12 protein-coding genes and 1 tRNA gene are annotated in these 17240 nt (G+C 53.7%); 10 read left to right on the top strand and 3 right to left on the bottom strand.

Going from position 1 to position 17240, the window contains the following annotated elements:
* Positions 1 to 15: 15 nt before the first annotated feature.
* The 3 genes from E6072_RS00540 to E6072_RS00530 are packed head-to-tail and all read right to left on the bottom strand — an operon-like array spanning position 16 to position 6959.
* Positions 16 to 4278 carry a lipid II flippase MurJ gene (locus E6072_RS00540; protein WP_316693059.1) on the bottom strand — a complete coding sequence of 1421 codons (4263 nt, stop codon included), beginning with the start codon at positions 4276 to 4278 and terminating at the stop codon, positions 16 to 18.
* Between the two features lie 16 nt (positions 4279 to 4294).
* A complete protein-coding gene (locus tag E6072_RS00535; protein ID WP_316693057.1) occupies positions 4295 to 6454 on the bottom strand; it encodes a DUF6049 family protein in 2160 nt (719 codons plus the stop codon).
* Between the two features lies 1 nt (position 6455).
* The gene (locus E6072_RS00530; protein WP_316693056.1) at positions 6456 to 6959 is read right to left on the bottom strand and encodes an NUDIX hydrolase; all 504 of its coding nucleotides are present in this window, start codon (positions 6957 to 6959) and stop codon (positions 6456 to 6458) included.
* A gap of 178 nt (positions 6960 to 7137) precedes the next feature.
* Here E6072_RS00530 and E6072_RS00525 point away from each other — a divergent pair, with 178 nt between their 5' ends.
* The 10 genes from E6072_RS00525 (at position 7138) to E6072_RS00480 (ending at position 17229) form a co-directional block, all read left to right on the top strand.
* Positions 7138 to 8547, top strand: a complete 1410-nt coding sequence (locus E6072_RS00525; RefSeq protein ID WP_316693328.1) for a CCA tRNA nucleotidyltransferase — start codon at positions 7138 to 7140, stop codon at positions 8545 to 8547.
* A 105-nt stretch (positions 8548 to 8652) separates the two neighbouring features.
* The gene (gene tmk / locus E6072_RS00520) at positions 8653 to 9405 is read left to right on the top strand and encodes a dTMP kinase (RefSeq protein WP_316693055.1); all 753 of its coding nucleotides are present in this window, start codon (positions 8653 to 8655) and stop codon (positions 9403 to 9405) included.
* Positions 9402 to 10595, top strand: coding sequence for a DNA polymerase III subunit delta' (locus tag E6072_RS00515; protein ID WP_316693054.1), 1194 nt, complete (start codon positions 9402 to 9404; stop codon positions 10593 to 10595). Before tmk ends, E6072_RS00515 begins: the two co-directional genes overlap by 4 nt.
* Positions 10596 to 10598: 3 nt before the next feature.
* Positions 10599 to 12164, top strand: coding sequence for an alpha/beta hydrolase (locus tag E6072_RS00510; RefSeq protein WP_316693053.1), 1566 nt, complete (start codon positions 10599 to 10601; stop codon positions 12162 to 12164).
* Between the two features lie 17 nt (positions 12165 to 12181).
* Positions 12182 to 12700, top strand: a complete 519-nt coding sequence (locus tag E6072_RS00505; protein WP_316693052.1) for a CrcB family protein — start codon at positions 12182 to 12184, stop codon at positions 12698 to 12700.
* A complete protein-coding gene (locus tag E6072_RS00500; RefSeq protein WP_316693049.1) occupies positions 12700 to 13086 on the top strand; it encodes a CrcB family protein in 387 nt (128 codons plus the stop codon). Before E6072_RS00505 ends, E6072_RS00500 begins: the two co-directional genes overlap by 1 nt.
* Before the next feature lie 119 nt (positions 13087 to 13205).
* Positions 13206 to 13279: transfer RNA gene (locus E6072_RS00495), tRNA-Pro, on the top strand.
* A 308-nt stretch (positions 13280 to 13587) separates the two neighbouring features.
* Positions 13588 to 14742 (top strand): substrate-binding domain-containing protein, encoded by a 1155-nt coding sequence (locus E6072_RS00490; RefSeq protein ID WP_316693047.1) that lies wholly within the window; start codon positions 13588 to 13590, stop codon positions 14740 to 14742.
* Entirely contained in the window at positions 14739 to 16274 is a 1536-nt protein-coding gene (locus E6072_RS00485; RefSeq protein ID WP_316693045.1) for a sugar ABC transporter ATP-binding protein, read from the top strand. Before E6072_RS00490 ends, E6072_RS00485 begins: the two co-directional genes overlap by 4 nt.
* Positions 16267 to 17229, top strand: coding sequence for an ABC transporter permease (locus tag E6072_RS00480; protein ID WP_316693044.1), 963 nt, complete (start codon positions 16267 to 16269; stop codon positions 17227 to 17229). Before E6072_RS00485 ends, E6072_RS00480 begins: the two co-directional genes overlap by 8 nt.
* Positions 17230 to 17240 lie beyond the last annotated feature (11 nt).

Here is a 17240-nt window from a genome sequence, read left to right as displayed (position 1 = left end):
GACAGGCAGGGCTGACTAGGAAACCGCGATTTCAGAAATGGTTGCCCGGTTATTGCCAGTGTTATCAAGGGGAAGTTCCGGGAACCACAAGATCAGTGCCTGGGTATTAGCTTTAGGGTTAAGTTTTAAGCTAACCGTATCGGAGAAAGTACCAGTAGCTAGGACTTTACCGTCTCGCGGTAGGCCAGACTCCGGTAGAGAACGCACCTCGATTTTTCCGCCTTTGGCATTGGTTTTTAACTTAATCTCCGAAACACTAGCCTGTTCCTTGAAAGTTACTATCACCCCAAAACCGCTGCGATCCCCTAGCTTCGGGTTGCGGAAGAAGCGCGAACGCCACCAAGTATTTTCATCACCATCAATCATGCGGTCAGCGAGTTCAGGATGTTCGGTGTCATTTCCTTCCGCATCGATAGAAGCCACGCCGGCGATTTCGGCAGGTTTAGTTACCGGTGCTGGTTTAGGGGCAACTTTTTGGGTTTGGGTTTGAGAGGTAGTTGGTTTGGCTACCGGCGGGGTGTGACGAGGCCAAAACGCTAACACCATCACCGAAAGAACTAGTACTATTGCCATCCCCACCAGGCTAGAAACAATCAACCGCTGACTGACGTTCACTGGCTCTAAGTCTTTAGGCGATAGCTGGGAAATTCGGTCTTGCCGGTGCTGTTCCCGCTGCCGGCGCCGTTCAGCTTGGCGAGCAGCTTTTTGAGCGTCCTTATTAATTTTTTCTGCTAGTTTCGCTTTCTGTTTGGCTGCTTTTTTCGGATTCTTAGAAAACTTCGGTTTCTTGGGTGAGGATTTTTGAGCACTTTGCTCGGCGCCTAAGCCCAGCTCTCCGGGGGTTTTCATTTTTGAATCTAAAGTAGCTAGCGTAGGTATATGTCCCACCGAGTTCGCTGATTTACCGGAACCTAGGCGACCCAAGAAGTTTGGCGGTTGCGGACGGGATCCCTGACGGGCTTGCTGTGAACTTACCGCTTGCGGCACCCACGCGCCAGCACCTGCCTTTTCTTCCTGCGGGTTAAGGTTCATTTCCTGCATCTCGGTTAGCGGGATTGCCTGGGTCCTTGCAGATTCCTGATAGGGCTGGTTGCGGTGTCCTGGGATTTTAGCTGCGGGAGGTAATACCGGTTTTATAGCCCGAGCAGAAGCAGCAGCCTCCATAGCTAAAGTTTTGTCCCGGGGTTTTTCCTCTAAATTCTTTTCCCCGCCATTGTCGCTGCCAGTAGCAGCGGGGATGGTGTCTGTACTGGAAGTACCCGGCAAGGATACGTCCTCACTATCGCTTCGAGCACTGTCTTCTTGCTCACCGCTAGTTTGGGAAGCGCTCACTTGGGGTGAGGGCGAGCTGTCTTGCTCGCTGGGATCACTGGTTTCTTCCTCGACTGGGAAGATTTCCGCAGTCAAATTATTATCCTCAGGAGTATCCCCATTATCGGAAGCTGCTGGTGCGTCCGCAAACGCTGAAGGATCTTCTGGAGTAGGCGCGCTTACCTGCGGTGACTTTTCCCCGTCAGTTTCTCTTAGATTTTCCCGGTCGGCTAACCAGTTAGCTACCGGGTCTAGTTCGCCCGTTCCCAGTTGCTCCCAGATAGCCTGGCATAGGCGCGGAGAAGGCATCGCTGCCCCCGCCAGGGCAACCGCATCTAAATCCACATCGGTTCCGTGATGGAATTCAGAAGGCGGAAGCAGTTTTTCGCCAGATTTTGCTTTCGAGAACTGGTCACGATTACCGCTAGTCAAGAAATAGAGCAGTTCTAAAACCCGCTGTCCGTCTTTAGTTTGCGCCGCCGTTAAATCAGCGGATGCGTTTTGATCGGCTACGTCTAGGCGAATAATCACTTCTCCGGTAGCTGACACCAAGATATGGGCGGGATCGATAGCCCCATGCGCTAAGCCTGCCTCATGAAGTTGAGATAATCCTGCGCTCACCTGCGAAATCAAAGAGTGGATTACCGGTGCCGGCATACCGGAACCTACAATCTCACTCAGCGGTAGATCCGGGGTGGCCTGCAATAACACCGCATCCACGGGATCAGAGGAAATCCAAATAAAGTCCTGGAAACCTGGAGCCTTAACTTGCTGCAGTTGCGCATAATATTCGCGGGTTTTTTCCCGCATGCCCTGCAGTACCAGCAGCTCGGCAGGTTTACCGGCTTCATCACTAACGACCCAGGCATCCTTTTCCGGCAAGAATTCTCCCGCCAGACGCTGGTTGAGGCTAAGCACCGAAAAGCGTTCCTGACCGGGGAAATGCAAAGTCATACCGGGTTGCAGGTTAACGTAACCGTCGGCGTTATAGCTGATAGCTGTCACCTCGGGTTCAAGATGTTCACTGGCCACTTGATCCTCATCTTCCTTGCTTAATTCATTTTGAGGCTGCACATAGGAATCATTTCCGGTTTCGCTGGGTTGTATTGCCGCCTTAACCTGGGTTTGCGCGGGTTCGTCCTCCCCTAAGGTTGCGAGACTGGGATCATCTTCCCTAGAGTTTATCGCCTCTTGCTCGCTGACGCCCTCTGGGGACTGTGAGTTAGATGTCAGCTGAGCCTCGCTGGGAACATAGGTTAGTATTTGCGGCAGAGGACGCCCTTTGCTCAGCTTGGCCCAGATAGGCGTCGCCAAAAGGGAAAGCGCAGGACAGCGCCAGACTAATAGCAGACCGAGGTACAGCACCGTCATTACTAGGGTTACCACCAGTACCCTGGCCAATGCCCCCATCATATGCATCAGAGCCGAATCGCTGGGGGAACCAGCCAAAGGTCCCCAGTAATGCAAAATCAACCAACCTGCACAGCCGGCACCGAGAGTCGCTAGGATAATAGTCACCAGTGAACGACTCAATTGAGCAGTAAACTTTAAAGGCAGATGTTTCTTGTGCAAATGCCAAATCGTAAGTGCCGATCCCACCAGGTAGGACAGTTGCATACCGGCGGAGGCTCCCATTACCCAATATTTGACTGGTAGCAGCAGCACCGTTAAACCACAAACAATTAGGGTACAAATAGTCATCGGAATTTGTACCAGGAAAGTACTGCGGGCATCGGCAAAAGCCAAAATTAGCCGCTGGGAAAGGTTAAAGAATCCCAGGAAAGGAATCCCCAAAGCCATTACTGCCAACACTTGTGCAAAGGCCTGCACAGAAGCGATCGGGGTAGTAGGCATGATGAACTGCATAATTGGCAGCGCCAAAACCACAATTAGTACCGAACACAGGCAAGTGATTAAAGAAACCCCCTGCTGGGTGTTAAGGAATTGGGTGCGCAGACGAGAGAGCTGTCCGACGGCCACCATGGCGCTCATAGAGGTAAACATGGCGGTAACTACCGAAGTCACAATCATTGATTGCGGAATCATGTATACCGTAAAGGCAGTGTTGTAAGCCGTAGTGGTGGCGATAGTTACCTGATGTTTGGAGGCGTAACCGTTAGCTGCGGCCGCAATATTAGAGATTGCCAAAAAACCTAGTTGGGCTACACACAAAGCTGAAAAAGCCCAGATGGCAGTGCGAGATACTTCTCCTAAGCCATAGCCCCGAATACCCCATACTGGACGCATTTTAAAACCGGTGCGGCGCAGCGGAATCAGTAAAATCAGGGCTTGCACCACGATTCCTAACGTGGAAATACCGGCCAATAAAACAACCGGTTCCCCGGTCCACACGCTGGGGTCTGTAGCCCAATCGGTTTCGGTACCTAGTACCCGCCAGAAAATAAAAATTCCTGCAATCCCCACCACGTTGTTTACTACCGGTGCCCACATATAGGGGCCGAAAGAGCCTTTAGCGTTGAGGAATTGTCCCCACAGGGAATAAAGACCGTAGAAGAACACCTGGGGCAAGGACCAATAAGAAAAAGTAATCGCCAGCTGTTTCCATCCCGGATCCAGTTTCGCCGCAAATAAAGTAACGAATACTGGAGCCAGGGCTACGCATACCAAAGTTAACAGCGCCAGTCCGGTAGTAAATAAGGTAAGCAGCCGATTAATAAACTCATCAGAGTTTTTGCGTTGCAAGGCCCGCACAATCTGGGGAACCAACACCGCGGAAAGAATAGAGGAAGCTAGCAGATTATAAATAATATTGGGAAGGCTATTAGCGGCCTGGAAGGCATCATTAGCACCAATCGAACCGATAAGCGCAATTAGCAGGGCAGCCCGCACAAAACCCAGTAGCCGGGAAACCATGGTTCCAGCTAGCATGATTCCCGAGGCACGAGCCACATTAATTTTCTTGATGCCCTTGATTTCCTGGTCGGCTTTTTCGTCCTCGCTGCTCACTGCCTCCTCCTTCGCTTTATTCTTGTTCCATCCGGGTGCCCCGGCGGAAATTAACAATCAAACCAACTATAAAGATCGCTGCCGCACTAAAGATAAAACCAAGAAAAATCCTATCCTCCCACCCGGTGCGAATCCGCAGGTCAATTTGCTGTTGTTGATCAAGAACTAGATTACCGGTCTGCGGTAAGATCGCTACTTTCACCCGGACGTTACCGTTACGCACCGCAGTAATTGGAATCTTTACGGTTCTTGATCCCTTGGGAGCTAAGCTCACCGCTACTGTGGAGTCGGCTCGCAGACGCGAATCAGTTGGCTGTAGCTTTAAGCGTACGTTCACCTCAACTGGGAGTCGATTTAACACCTTAATCGGGATTTGGGAACTACTGGCAATCAGATTTATTTGGGAAGAAGTCTGAATTTGTACCGCCCGCGCCAAAAGATCTAGCTCACTTCCCGCATTAGTAATCGCCTGGTTACGTTCCGCACTAGTCATTGCTCGGGAAGTGGAAAGCAAAAGCTGCTGATATAGGGGAGCAGTAATGCGCTGGTGATCCGGAGCTATCTGCTCTAAGGACGGCACGACGCGCTCGCGGGCAGTATTTAGCGATTTGGTGGCGCTATGGAAAGAACTCCCGGCGACTCCTAAAGCTCCGGGAGTATCTGGTGCCAGATTCTGGATTTTGGGATTGGTACCTAAAGTTACCGAGGTAGGGTCGGCGCCGAGCGCTTGCGGTAAAGCGGTACCTTTAACCCACGAGTCGCTAAGAATCTTGCTTATGCGCTGTTGGGTTACCGCAGAATCTAGGGCTCCATTAGGTAGAACTGCGTTAATGAGCCGTGGTTGTGAGGGACGTTCGCTGGCGATTGCGGCCAGCATGGCGCGAGCTACCTGGGTATTAGTGAAAGCGTCCTCGGTAGAAGAAGAAGCCAAAAGTGCCGATAAAGTCCCATGATCTGCCAGGAATTGACGGGTTTGATCCCCGGTTTTAGCTTGCCCTAGCAGGTCTGGTTGATAGTTGTAGCCTTGAGTTAGGGGCAGCTGATCTCCGCCGGTAACTAGGACGCAACCCTCGCTCAATCGGTTTTCGGAATTGGTACAGATAGTATCGGTACGGCCAGCCCAGTGGGGATTGGCCAAAAAAATGGTGCTGGGAGCTAGGGTTAGCTCGTTTTCCAGTAATGCTCCCAGTTGCCGGTTTCCTTCCGCGGCTTTAGCCAGCGCATTTTTATCTAATTGCACTAGGTCGGGTGCGCCCCATAAATCAAGTGAGACACTAGCGCCTTTAGCTTGCGCAGCTTTCAGAGCGTCAAGCATGACTGGGTCAAGACTTAAAGGGGCCGGTTTTTCCGGTAAAGGAGCAAAACTACCGGTTAAAAGGGGAGAGTTAGCGTGTAATAGGGCAGGATCAACCACCCAAGTTATTCCGGTAGTTGACAGGTTGCTCAAGAGTTTTGCATTAGCGTCCACGCTTTTCAATGGCTCGGCGACTAGATTAGATGTCTGGGTACTGGCAGTAGCCTCACTGCCTATCCCCTTCCTGGTCAACCATTTGGCGATTTCGGGGGAAGAGGCCGAAAGGGGAGCTATGATCGCCAGGGAACTTTTTGCCGGTGATTCAGTTTCCGGTGCATACAACAGCAGGGAGCGGTCACCTCGGGTATTCTTTCTTTTCACCTTGCTAGCGGAAACGCTAGCTTGAACCCCCAGACTCCCTAAACTGTCTTTATTTAGGGCAGGCAGGGTGCTCGCAGGTATCTCTATTGCAAACTTTACAGTTTTTTTCGCTGGCACCTGTGTTAAGGTTTTACTTTGCTGAAGGCGTAAAACTCCCATCCCCCTATCGGATTCCCCTTTAACCCAGGTGCGAATAGTCTCGGCATCCCCTCCCAATCTGGAAGTAGTGGACACCTGGACTAATACATTATTTACAGGGGCAGCGGTGTGGTTGCTAACGGTTCCGGTCACCGTAACTTTTTCTGGCCGCGCCTGCTCATCCTCTTTATAGGACAGGGTATCGGGGCTAATCGCAGTAATGACCGCAGTCAGCTGCGGTGCTGGCGATTGCGGGGCTGCTTTAGCTACCGGGGGGCTACCGGGATTAAAGGTGCAGCAAAGGGTGAGTAGCACGGTAACTACCACCCCGAACACTCTGCCCCTCAGACGTGAGATAGTCACCCTAGTCCTCTATTTCTAATAGTTCCAGGGCAGTGGCTACCACTTTGCGTTCATTTGGGTAAACCAGCACTTTGGAGACCATATCCAGGGGAACCCAAGCGGCGGCCTCCGCTTCATGGTCAGGATCATTATCGACGGTAATCGTGCCGCCCGTAGCCTCTAAAAGATAATGGTGTACCACTTTATGGATCCGCCTGCCCGCTCCCGCGAACCAATAGTCGATAGAGATCAGAGGGACAATCACTTTTCCTTTGATCCCGGTTTCTTCAAAAATCTCTCTCCGCGCGGCTTCTTGCGCAGTTTCGCCCGGTTCCAAATGACCTTTAGGCAGGCACCATTCGATATCGCCATTGCGGTTACGACGGGCGATTAAAGCCACGAAAGCCTGGCGGTCTTCAACTTTTACCACCAAACCGCCAGCAGAAGTCTCGTCCACAATTGGTAGCGAGGCAGCGCGGCGCGACTTGGCGCGGCGGCGACGACGATACGAATTGCGAACGGACATATCTTTAATGCTACCTTGCGCTCTTAGTAGGGGCTAACAGCTTGCCACTTGGAAGACGGCTAGGCTTTCTGGCAATCTGTAAACAATGAATAAGAATCTAAAGTTAGCTAATGATCCTGCTGGCCTGAACGCTAGCGAGGTACAGTTGCCGGAAAATGCGGCCGCCGCCCTCGCGAATATGCTGCAGGCGCTTTCTAAGCTGCCGGCAGTGATTTTAGAACTTGCGGAACTATTTACCGCCAAAGGCGAAGAACTTTCCCTGGTAGGTGGGCCAGTACGGGACGCGATGTGTGGCCGCAAACCTCACGATTGGGACTTGGCCACTTCAGCGCGTCCAGACGAAACCGAACAGATTTTGAAAGACTGGGCGGGAAACGTGTGGACGATGGGTAAAGAGTTCGGCACTATCGGCGCCCATAAAGCAGGTTTAACCGTAGAAGTAACCACCTATCGCAGCGATAAATATCAAAAAGATAGTCGGAAACCGGCAGTACAGTTTGGGGATACTTTAGAGGGCGACCTGACGCGCCGAGATTTTACAGTTAACGCAATGGCGCTGCGCCTGCCGGATTTAACCTTGGTGGATCCCCACCAAGGAATAGCCGACTTAGTTGCCGGCCAGTTACGCACCCCCGTTTCCCCCGAACAGTCATTCGATGATGACCCCTTGCGAATGATGCGAGCTGCCCGGTTTGCCTCCCAGCTTGACCTGGACGTGACTATGCCGGTGATGGCGGCGATGGAAAATATGGCGAGCCGCCTCGAGATTGTTTCCCCCGAGCGGGTGCGCTCTGAACTGGAAGCCTTGATGGTGGGTAAAAATCCGCGCAAAGGCCTAGAACTAATGGTGTATACCGGGCTGGCGGCGATGGTGCTACCAGAAGTGGCGAATTTGCGCGCCACCGTAGATGAACACGGCCGCCACAAAGATGTCTACGAACACACCTTGACCGTAGTTGACCAGGCAATAGCTTTAGAGACCGGCCCGGAGGGAGAGGTGCCGCGTCCCGATTTCATTTTGCGTTTCGCCGCCCTCCTGCATGACGTGGGCAAACCGGCTACCCGCCGTTTCGAAAAAGATGGGACGGTATCTTTCCATCATCACGAGATCGTGGGAGCGAAACTTACCCGTAAACGGATGCACGCCCTCCACTTTGATAAACAAACTATCAAAGATGTAACCCAGTTAGTTGCTTTGCACCTGCGGTTTCACGGCTATGGGGAGCAGGCTTGGAGTGATTCGGCGGTGCGCCGCTACGTGGCCGATGCTGGGCCGATGCTGACTCGTCTGCATCGTCTGACTCGCGCCGATTGTACGACCCGGAATCGCCGCCGCGCGGCGCGTCTAGAACACGCCTATGATGACCTGGAGAAACGAATCGCGCAGCTGGCCGAAAAAGAGGAGCTGTCGCGGATCCGCCCCGAACTAGATGGGGAAGAAATTATGCAAATCCTGCAGCTAAAGCCGGGTCCTCAGGTGGGGAAAGCTTATAGATATCTGTTGAATTTGCGACTAGAAGAGGGCGAGATTGGCAAAGAGGCGGCGCGTGAGCGGCTGCTGGCCTGGTGGGAAAGCCAGTCTGCTTAAGGAACCTAGAGGTTTCCAGTCGCTTAGATAGGTTTTGTCGAGCTAATGCCCGTTTTATCACCGGAGGCAGAGCGTTATGCTCACCAAGTTCGGTAAGCTAAGCACATGAATGCCGCCACGCCCTATCCAGGTTTCTTTATCTCCTTCGAAGGAGGGGACTATACCGGGAAATCTACTCAGGTGAAACTGTTAATGCAGGCGTTAGCGGCACGCGGGGCAGCTGCGATCGCTACTTTTGAACCGGGCGGCACCTTGTTGGGGCAAAGGTTACGCCGAGAAGTGATGCATGGCGAAGACCTCGACCCCCACACTGAGGCGCTACTTTATGCCGCTGATCGGGCTTGGCATGCGCAGACGATAATCAAACCGAGCCTGCAGGCGGGCGAGGTAGTAGTATCTGATCGTTACTTGGATTCTTCGCTGGCTTATCAGGGAATAGGACGGGGTCTAGGGCTAGAAAAGATTGAGGAAATCTCCCGGTGGGCAACCAATAATCTCCTGCCTGACCTAACGATATTGCTTGATGGTGATCCAGAGGTGCTAGTGGCGCGGCGAACAGAGTGCCCTGACCGGATGGAGTCGGCTGGCCTGGCTTTTCACCAAGCGGTGCGGCAAGCCTTCTTACAGATTGCCGAGCGCGATCGGCAGCGGATAAAGGTGCTAGATGCTACCTGTGGGGTAGAAGAGATTCATCAGCAAGTGTTATCGCTAGTTAGCGCGGCTTTTGCGGCGAGGGCGAAAATGCAGGCTGGCCGTGACCAGCAGCTAACAGAGGCGCTGGTGAAAAAACCCGTTGCCGACCTTGCGCAAGTAACTGAGCCAACAAGCAATCACCAGACCGGGTTGCAGCAGTTATGAGCGTTTGGGATCAGATCGTCGGACAAAAAGCGGCGGTAAAGATTTTTGAGACTGCCGCACACTCCGCGCGTGCCCTCCGGCAGGCAAATGAGGACCAGACAGAGGATTCGGCTTTAACCAGGCAAATGTCACATGCCTGGTTGGTGACCGGTCCTCCCGGTGCGGGGCGGTCGGTAGCGGCGCTCGCTTTCGCGGCCGCTTTGCAATGTGAAGATCCGCAAACCCCGGGGTGCGGACAGTGTCCCGAGTGTAAACGCGTGCTTAAAAATACCCATCCGGACGTGAAAGTGGTGACCACCGAACGCCTCATTATCAAAATGGAGGAGATATCTTCCCTGGTGACCCTGGCACAGCAGGCGCCTGCCGGAGGAAAATGGCGAGTGATACTGATGGAGGACGCCGATCGGATGGTCGAGCGCACCTCCAATCTGTTGCTGAAAGCGATTGAGGAACCGCCCCCGCGTACCGTGTGGCTACTGTGCACTACCCAACCCGGTGATGTGTTACCTACGATTCGTTCGCGCTGCCGCCACGTCAGCCTGGTTACTCCCAGCGTTCAAGAAGTGGCGCAGTTGCTGATTGAAAAACAGGGGATCGCTCCCGAAACTGCCCGCCAGGCAGCGGCGCTGTCTCAATCCCATATTGGGGTGGCGAAATCTTTAGCTCGCGATCCGGAGGAACTGGAGCGGCGCCGAAAAATTTTACTGTCTGCTACCACTACTTCCAGCGTGGGCGAGGCCGCGCTGCTAGCGCAAAAATTGGTGGAGGCAGCGAAAGCGGATGCTAGTAAACGGGCGGAAGAAAAAGACCAGCAGGAACTGACGCAGTTGCGACGCGCTTTGGGATATGACCAGGAGGGGTCGCGACTGCCGCCTGCCCTAAAAGCCCAGGAAACCGCCCTAAAAGCAGATCAAAAACGGCGTTCCACCCGCTATCTGCGTGACAGCCTCGACCGGGTACTGCTGAATCTTCTAGGTTTTTATCGCGATGTTTATCTGCTGCAAAGCGGGGCTAAAGTGCCGCTAATTAATGTTGACCTAACGGAGGCGATTACGAGATTGGCAAAAGGCTCTGAGCCCCAGCGTACCGTACAGCGCATGGACGCGATTCGCACCGCCAGGCGGCGCCTAGCAGCAAATGTGACGCCGCTACTTACGATGGAAGCAATGATGATGGATTTGAGGCAGTAGTTTATGATTAAACACAAACTGTCAATGCTGGTAGCAATGGTTTTTGCCGGTTGCTTGGTGCTGTCAGCCTGTAGCGTTGGCTCCAAATCTGATACCCGGGTGTCCCCTTCCACGTCCTCGGAAACTAATTCTTTAGATGGCGGTGAGGCTGTCATTCCCGCCGGGCTGGAAAGCTACTATCAGCAAAATGTTTCCTGGGTACCCTGCGAGGAAAGCGACTTTAGGGATTATCAATGTGCGCGGGTGAAAGTACCTTTGGACTATAGCGACACCCAGAAGGAAGATATTGAGTTGGCGCTGGCGCGCAGCCGGGCTAGTGGAAAACGCTTAGGGAGCCTGCTGATCAATCCGGGAGGGCCGGGCGGATCGGGAGTAAACCTGTTAAAAAATTCGGAAGATATGTTTTCGAAGCAGGTATTTTCTTCTTTTGACGTGGTCGGGTTTGATCCGCGCGGAGTTTCTCGCTCGCACCCGCTAGAGTGCACCACGGATGCGCAAAAGGATGAGTCCCTAGCTGAAAGCCTCGATCTGGGTACGGCCGCGGGCCGGGAGCGTTCCATTGCCGATATGAAAGAGTTTGCCCAGCGCTGTCAGGAAAAGAACGCCGACTTGGCACGGTATCTAGACACCGTTTCTGCCGCGCGGGATTTAGATATTTTGCGGGCCGTCCTCGGAGATAAGAAACTATCTTACTTGGGCTATTCCTATGGTTCTTTTCTGGGTACTATCTATGCGCAATTATTTCCTAAGAATGTGGGACGCCTGGTATTAGACGGGATTTTGGATGGGTCTTACTCCTATGGGGAGGTTTCGCTGGCGCAAGCCAAAGGTTTCGAGGCGGCGTTTGGTAACTTTGCTGCCTGGTGTGCACGCGAAGGCAAGGATTGTCCCTGGAAAGATACGCAAGCCGGAATAAAACGGTTGCAACGTTTTTTTAAAGCCGCCGATGCCTCGCCGATTCCCACTAATGATTCTGCCCGCCCTCTAAATGGGGCTTTAGCTTTTGGGGCAGCGGTGGGGATGCTCTATTACGAAACTCTGTATCCCTCCCTGCTAGAGGGGCTGCAAGCAGCGTTGAAAGGCGACGGCGCGCCTTTACTGAGAATCTCTGATTTATTTAATCAACGCGGCACAGACGGCAAGTTTGAAAACAATGCTTTAGATGCTTTTATTGCGATTAACGGCGCCGACTACCCGGTGGAAGGTACTCAAAAAGAGTGGGATCAGCGCGGGCAAAAACTGGTGCGGGATTTTCCCTTGATGGGATCTTCCATGGCGTATGGAGAGTATGCGCTCGCGGCCTGGCCGTGGCAGTCTACCGCGAAACGGGAAAAAGTGAAGATTGTGGGAGCGCAACCCATTTTGCTAGTGGGAAATACCAACGACCCGGCCACGCCCTATGAAATGGCGCAATCGGTTCACCGGCAAATCCCTGCCTCGCGGCTACTGACTTGGAAATCCTATTCCCATACGGCTTACGGTTTAGGATCGGAGTGCGTAGCGGAAACGGTAGATAAATACCTGGTAGGGGGAGTTTTACCGGATAGTGATGTTACCTGTGATGATTAAGGTAAAGGGGATAGCCGATGGATAAAACCCGTGATGTGGCTAAGCACCCTGCCTGGCGAATAGGGGCGGATGCGGTTGCCATTTTTACCGGTGGTATGGCGGGAACTTTGGCGCGCTGGGGGCTAGATACCTGGACTTTACCGATTTCAAAAAACTATTTCAGCTGGTCGGCGCTTACTTTAGGGGTGATTTTAGCGAATCTGGTGGGGGCTTTCCTGCTGGGATATGTTAAAACGCGTGCTAATCGGAAAGGGACTGGCCTGCATCGTTTGGGAACTCCGCTAAAACTGGGGATTACCACCGGGTTCTTGGGGGCTTTCACCACCTTCTCGGCTTTTGGAATCGCGGCGGTTAGTGGTGAGAAATCCTCTTTGCATAGTGACTTTTGGGTGCTCGGTAGCAACTTTTACCCTGCCGCAACTTTAGCGATAATTCTGCTGGTAATCGGGGTGGTGCTTGCCGGTCTGGGGTACCGGCTGGCGACCAAAGATTCCCCGGGAGGGCGCGCCAAGAGCGGACGGGGGCAAGAGCGATAATGGGTGTCGGTTTCGCCTTAGCTTTAGGGGCGAGCGGTGGAGTGGGGGCGCTTTGCCGTTGGGGGATCGACGTGACTTGGCTAAAGCTTGAAAAGCGCCACCCGGCTGGAGGGATCGCCCTGGTGAACGTGTTGGCTTGCCTGTTGGGCGGGATGCTGATTGCCGCCGTGAGCAGTGCCGGCCTGCAGGCTGATAGCCGGGTCTATGCCCTGTTAGCTACCGGATTTTTGGGTGGGTTTTCTACTTTCTCTACTTTTGTACTCGATATCTTCTCGGTTACGGAACGGGGAAATTGGCGCCGCGCCTGGGGAGCGTTGCTGCTAGTGTGGGCGCTCTCGCTGCTAGCGGCGGCAGTCGGGCTCGCGTTCGGTAGTTTCCTGTTCTGATTTTTTACTTCCAGATGGGATTTTCTGGTTTCAGGGTTCACTTTAGTGTGACATCCGCCGAAATCTAGGCAGGTGATTTTTAGATTTACCGAGGGTCTGCATACAATATGGGAGTTACGCGGGGTGTGGCGCAGCTTGGTAGCGCGCTTCGTTCGGGACGAAGAGGTCGCAGGTTCAAATCCTGTCACCCCGACGAGCGAGACCGAGAGGGAGAGAAACGAATGTTTTTCTCCCTTTTGTGTTGAGTGAGGATGGGGGTCGTAGGCTATGCGCCGAATATTAGCGCTTTTTGCGCTCTATTTTCATAGCTTATTCAAAGCGTCATAACCCCTGATAAAACCCCAAAAAACAACGAAATTATACACACAATTTGGGTATTAACCCAAAAAAGCTTTATAAAAGGTCTTGACATCTTAAGTGTGAACGTTCACAATAGGAATTGCAGGTTCCGCCTTTACGGATCGGAACTTGAGAAGGCTCACAGTTCAAAGGAGAACGATTATGAAGAAAAGGGCATTACTTATCGCTGCTGCCTTGGCAATCGTCGGCAGCACTACGGCCTGCACAGTCGAGTCTGGAAGCAGCGAAAAAGCTGACACTCAGGTTGCGAGCAAAGCAGATGCCGCCCTCAAGGAAGTAGAGGGCAAAGTGTTCAGTAAAGGGCCGAACGGGGAGACTCCCGTCACGGCTAAGGCTGTTGAACTCACCGATGACGAAATAGCACAGGTTAAAGCAAAGAAGGCCACCGCTGCCCTCGTGATGCACTACGCTGGCAACGACTGGGCTAATGCCCAGATTGCGGGACTTAAAGCCGAATTCGCTCGGCTAGGCGTCGACGTTATCGCGGTCACCGACGCGAACTTTAACCCGGGTCAGCAAGTCTCCAATATCGAGACGGTACTCGCCAAGAACCCCGATATTGTGGTGTCTATTCCCACCGACCCGGTAGCTACCGCTGGCGCATATCGCAAGGTTGCGGAAAGCGGCGCGAAACTCGTGTTCATGGACAACGTTCCCAAGGGATTGAAAGCTGGCGTGGACTACGAATCGGTCGTTAGCGCCGACAACTTTGGTAATGGCGTTGTTTCCGCTCACCTGCTCGCCAAAGCGCTGGCCGGCAAGGGAGAGATCGGAGTCATTTACCACTCCGCAGACTTCTTCGTTACCCGTCAACGTTACGAAGGTTTCACCAAGGTTATCGAAGAGGAATACCCGGATATCAAGATCGTTAAGAAGCAAGGGATCGCCGGCCCCGATTTCGCTGGAGACGCGCAAAAGGTAGCTGACGCGATGATCAGCCAGAACCCCAAGCTAGCGGGTATCTGGGCAGTCTGGGATGTTCCCGCTGAAGGCGTGATGGCTGCAGCCCGCTCCGCAGGTCGTACTGACCTCAAGATCGCTACTGAGGATCTCGGGACAAACGTGGCAATCGCCTTGGCTCAAGATCAGCTTGTAGTCGGTCTCGGTGCCCAGCAACCGTACCAGCAGGGTGTCGCCGAAGCGCGTATCGGTGCCGGGGCTCTGATTGGCAAGAAGGCGCCCTCCTACGTAGCGCTAAATGCTTTGCCGGTCTCGCACGAGAACGTGCTTAAGGCCTGGAAGCAGGTCTATAACTCTGAGCCTCCAGCCGATCTGCAGAAAGCGATGAAGAAGTGACTGCCGCGTCCGACACCAAACGGGAGGTAACCAACCCGAAACCCTTGGTGGCCATGAGAGGGATCGAGAAATCCTTCTCTGGGGTGAAAGTTCTGGACGACGTTGACTTTGAAATCGTCGCTGGTGAGGTTCACGCCCTGGCAGGGGGTAATGGCGCTGGCAAATCGACGTTGATGAAGATTCTCCAGGGCGTGTATTCCCTGGACAAGGGAACCATCGAGATTGCGGGCAAGCGGTGCCACTTCGGAAATATCCACGATGCGAAGCGAGCCGGGCTGGGGATGGTATTCCAAGAGTTTAGCTTGGTGCCTACCCTGACCGTGGCGCAAAACATCTTCCTTAATGGTGAGCCTCGCAGCGGGGGAGTGATCAACGACAAAGAAATGATTCGCCGTTCTCGGGAACTTTTCCAGCGTATGCAGGTCGATATAGATCCCACGGCAAAAATGTCCTCGTTGTCTACGGCCTACTGGCAGTTGACCGAGATCGCGAAGGCTCTGGCCGAGGATGCGCGGGTACTGATCATGGACGAACCGACGGCAGCTCTTGCTCGACAAGAAGCCAAGTCGCTGTTCGAGCTGATCGAACGGCTTACCGCCGAAGGTATCTCCATCGTTTACATCTCCCACCGGATGGAGGAGGTCTACCAAATCGCGGATCGGATTACAATCCTGCGCAATGGTAAACATCTGCTCACATCGCCACTGTCGGAAATCACTCCGGAGGAGATCGTCGAGGGTATTGTCGGTCGTAATGTAGCCATGGCATCTGCTCCCCACCGGGATTGTGCTGAACGTCCGGTTGTGCTCTCGGTAGAGGGTCTGGCCGCCAACAATGGGCTGCATGACGTGTGCTTTGAAGTCCATGAGGGAGAGGTTCTCGGCCTGGCTGGTTTGATGGGCTCCGGTCGTACTGAACTGGCTCGTTCCTTGTTTGGTATCGACCAGGTGACTGCCGGAAGCGTGCGTATCGATGGGAGCGAGGTTAAGATCAGCAAGCCTGGGGATGCACTCTCGCACGGTTTGGTACTGGTTCCTGAGGATCGCCGCCGTCAAGGTCTCGTATTAAGGCACTCGGTCAACAGCAACCTCCAATTGCCGCATCTGGCGGAAAACTCTCGAGTTGGATGGATGAATGATCGCGCCCTCGGCGGACTGGCCAACAAATTGATCGAAGAGTTTCGCATCAAGGTGGCGCGCCCCGAGGCACCCGCCTCGTTACTGTCCGGCGGTAACCAGCAGAAGATCGTGCTTGCCAAGTGGATTAGCCGTAACCCGCGGGTTCTGGTGATGGACGAACCTACTGCCGGTGTTGACATCGGAACCAAATCAGAAATCATCGAGACTATCCGTAACTTTGCGGCCGAAGGCCACGCGGTGATCGTTATTTCTTCTGAATATCCCGAACTACTCGCCATGAGCGATCGCCTGCTCCTGATGCGCGAGTCCACTGTTGAACGCGAACTCACCGCGTCCGAAACTACCGACGAGCAGGCACTAGAACTAGCAGTTCAAGGAGTGAACCATGAGTGATTCAACAGTCCCGGCCAAGGTGGCCAGAAAGCGCTTCAGCTTCGACTGGCGTCGGGATATCATCTATGTCGGTTTCGTAGCCGTCCTGCTTATCTTCTCGGTGCTGCTGCGCGATCAGGGGTTCCTGTCCACAGCCAGCTTCTGGAACATCCTCCGTCAAGCGGCCATCGTCTCGGTGATTGCCGTCGGGATGACACTGGTAATCGCAGCCGCAGAAATTGACTTGTCCGTCGGTTCGGTCGCGGGTCTGGCTTCCGTGGTGACGGCCATGGCACTGTCGCAATATGGGTTAGTGCCCGGCATCCTAGCAGGACTGGCTCTCGGAGCGGTCGTCGGCTGCGTCAACGGAGCTCTAGTGGCCTTTGTCCGAATCCCGTCCTTCTTAGTGACCCTGGCCATGATGGGCATAACCTTCGGTATCGCCCAATGGATTACCGACTCCGCGCCGGTACCTATTCTGGACATGAACTACGTCGCTAACTTCGGTGGCGGGAACATCGGCCCAATCCCCGGCTTGATCATCTGGATGCTGCTCTTCGTCGTGGGTGGTGCGTTAGTGCTCAAGAAAATGCGCTTTGGACGCCAAATCCTGGCGACCGGCGCCAATCCGGTAGCCGCCGAGTACTCCGGTATCAGTACCTCTTGGGTACGTTTCCGGGTAATGCTGATCTGCTCCATGGGAGCAGCCGTGGCCGGCATGCTCTACGCTGGTCGCCTCATGTCTGGTCGTTTCCAGTGGGGCTCCGGTGACGAGATGAACGCTATCGCCGCAGTAATCCTCGGCGGTACCGCACTTGCTGGTGGTCGTGGCTCCGTTGTCGGCACCTTCTTCGGTGCATTACTTATGGCGACGATTAACTATGGCCTCATTTTGGCCGGACTCGATACCTCTCAGCAGCAAATTATCCGGGGCATAATCATCATCCTGGCAGTCGCCCTGGCACGCAAAGACTAGCCGCCTAACAA

Source organism: Varibaculum cambriense, assembly GCF_032557235.1.
Classification (GTDB): Bacteria; Actinomycetota; Actinomycetes; order Actinomycetales; family Actinomycetaceae; genus Varibaculum; species Varibaculum cambriense_C.
The sequence above is the reverse complement of the archived record's forward strand: the minus strand, read 5'-3'. Positions and strand labels throughout refer to the sequence as shown.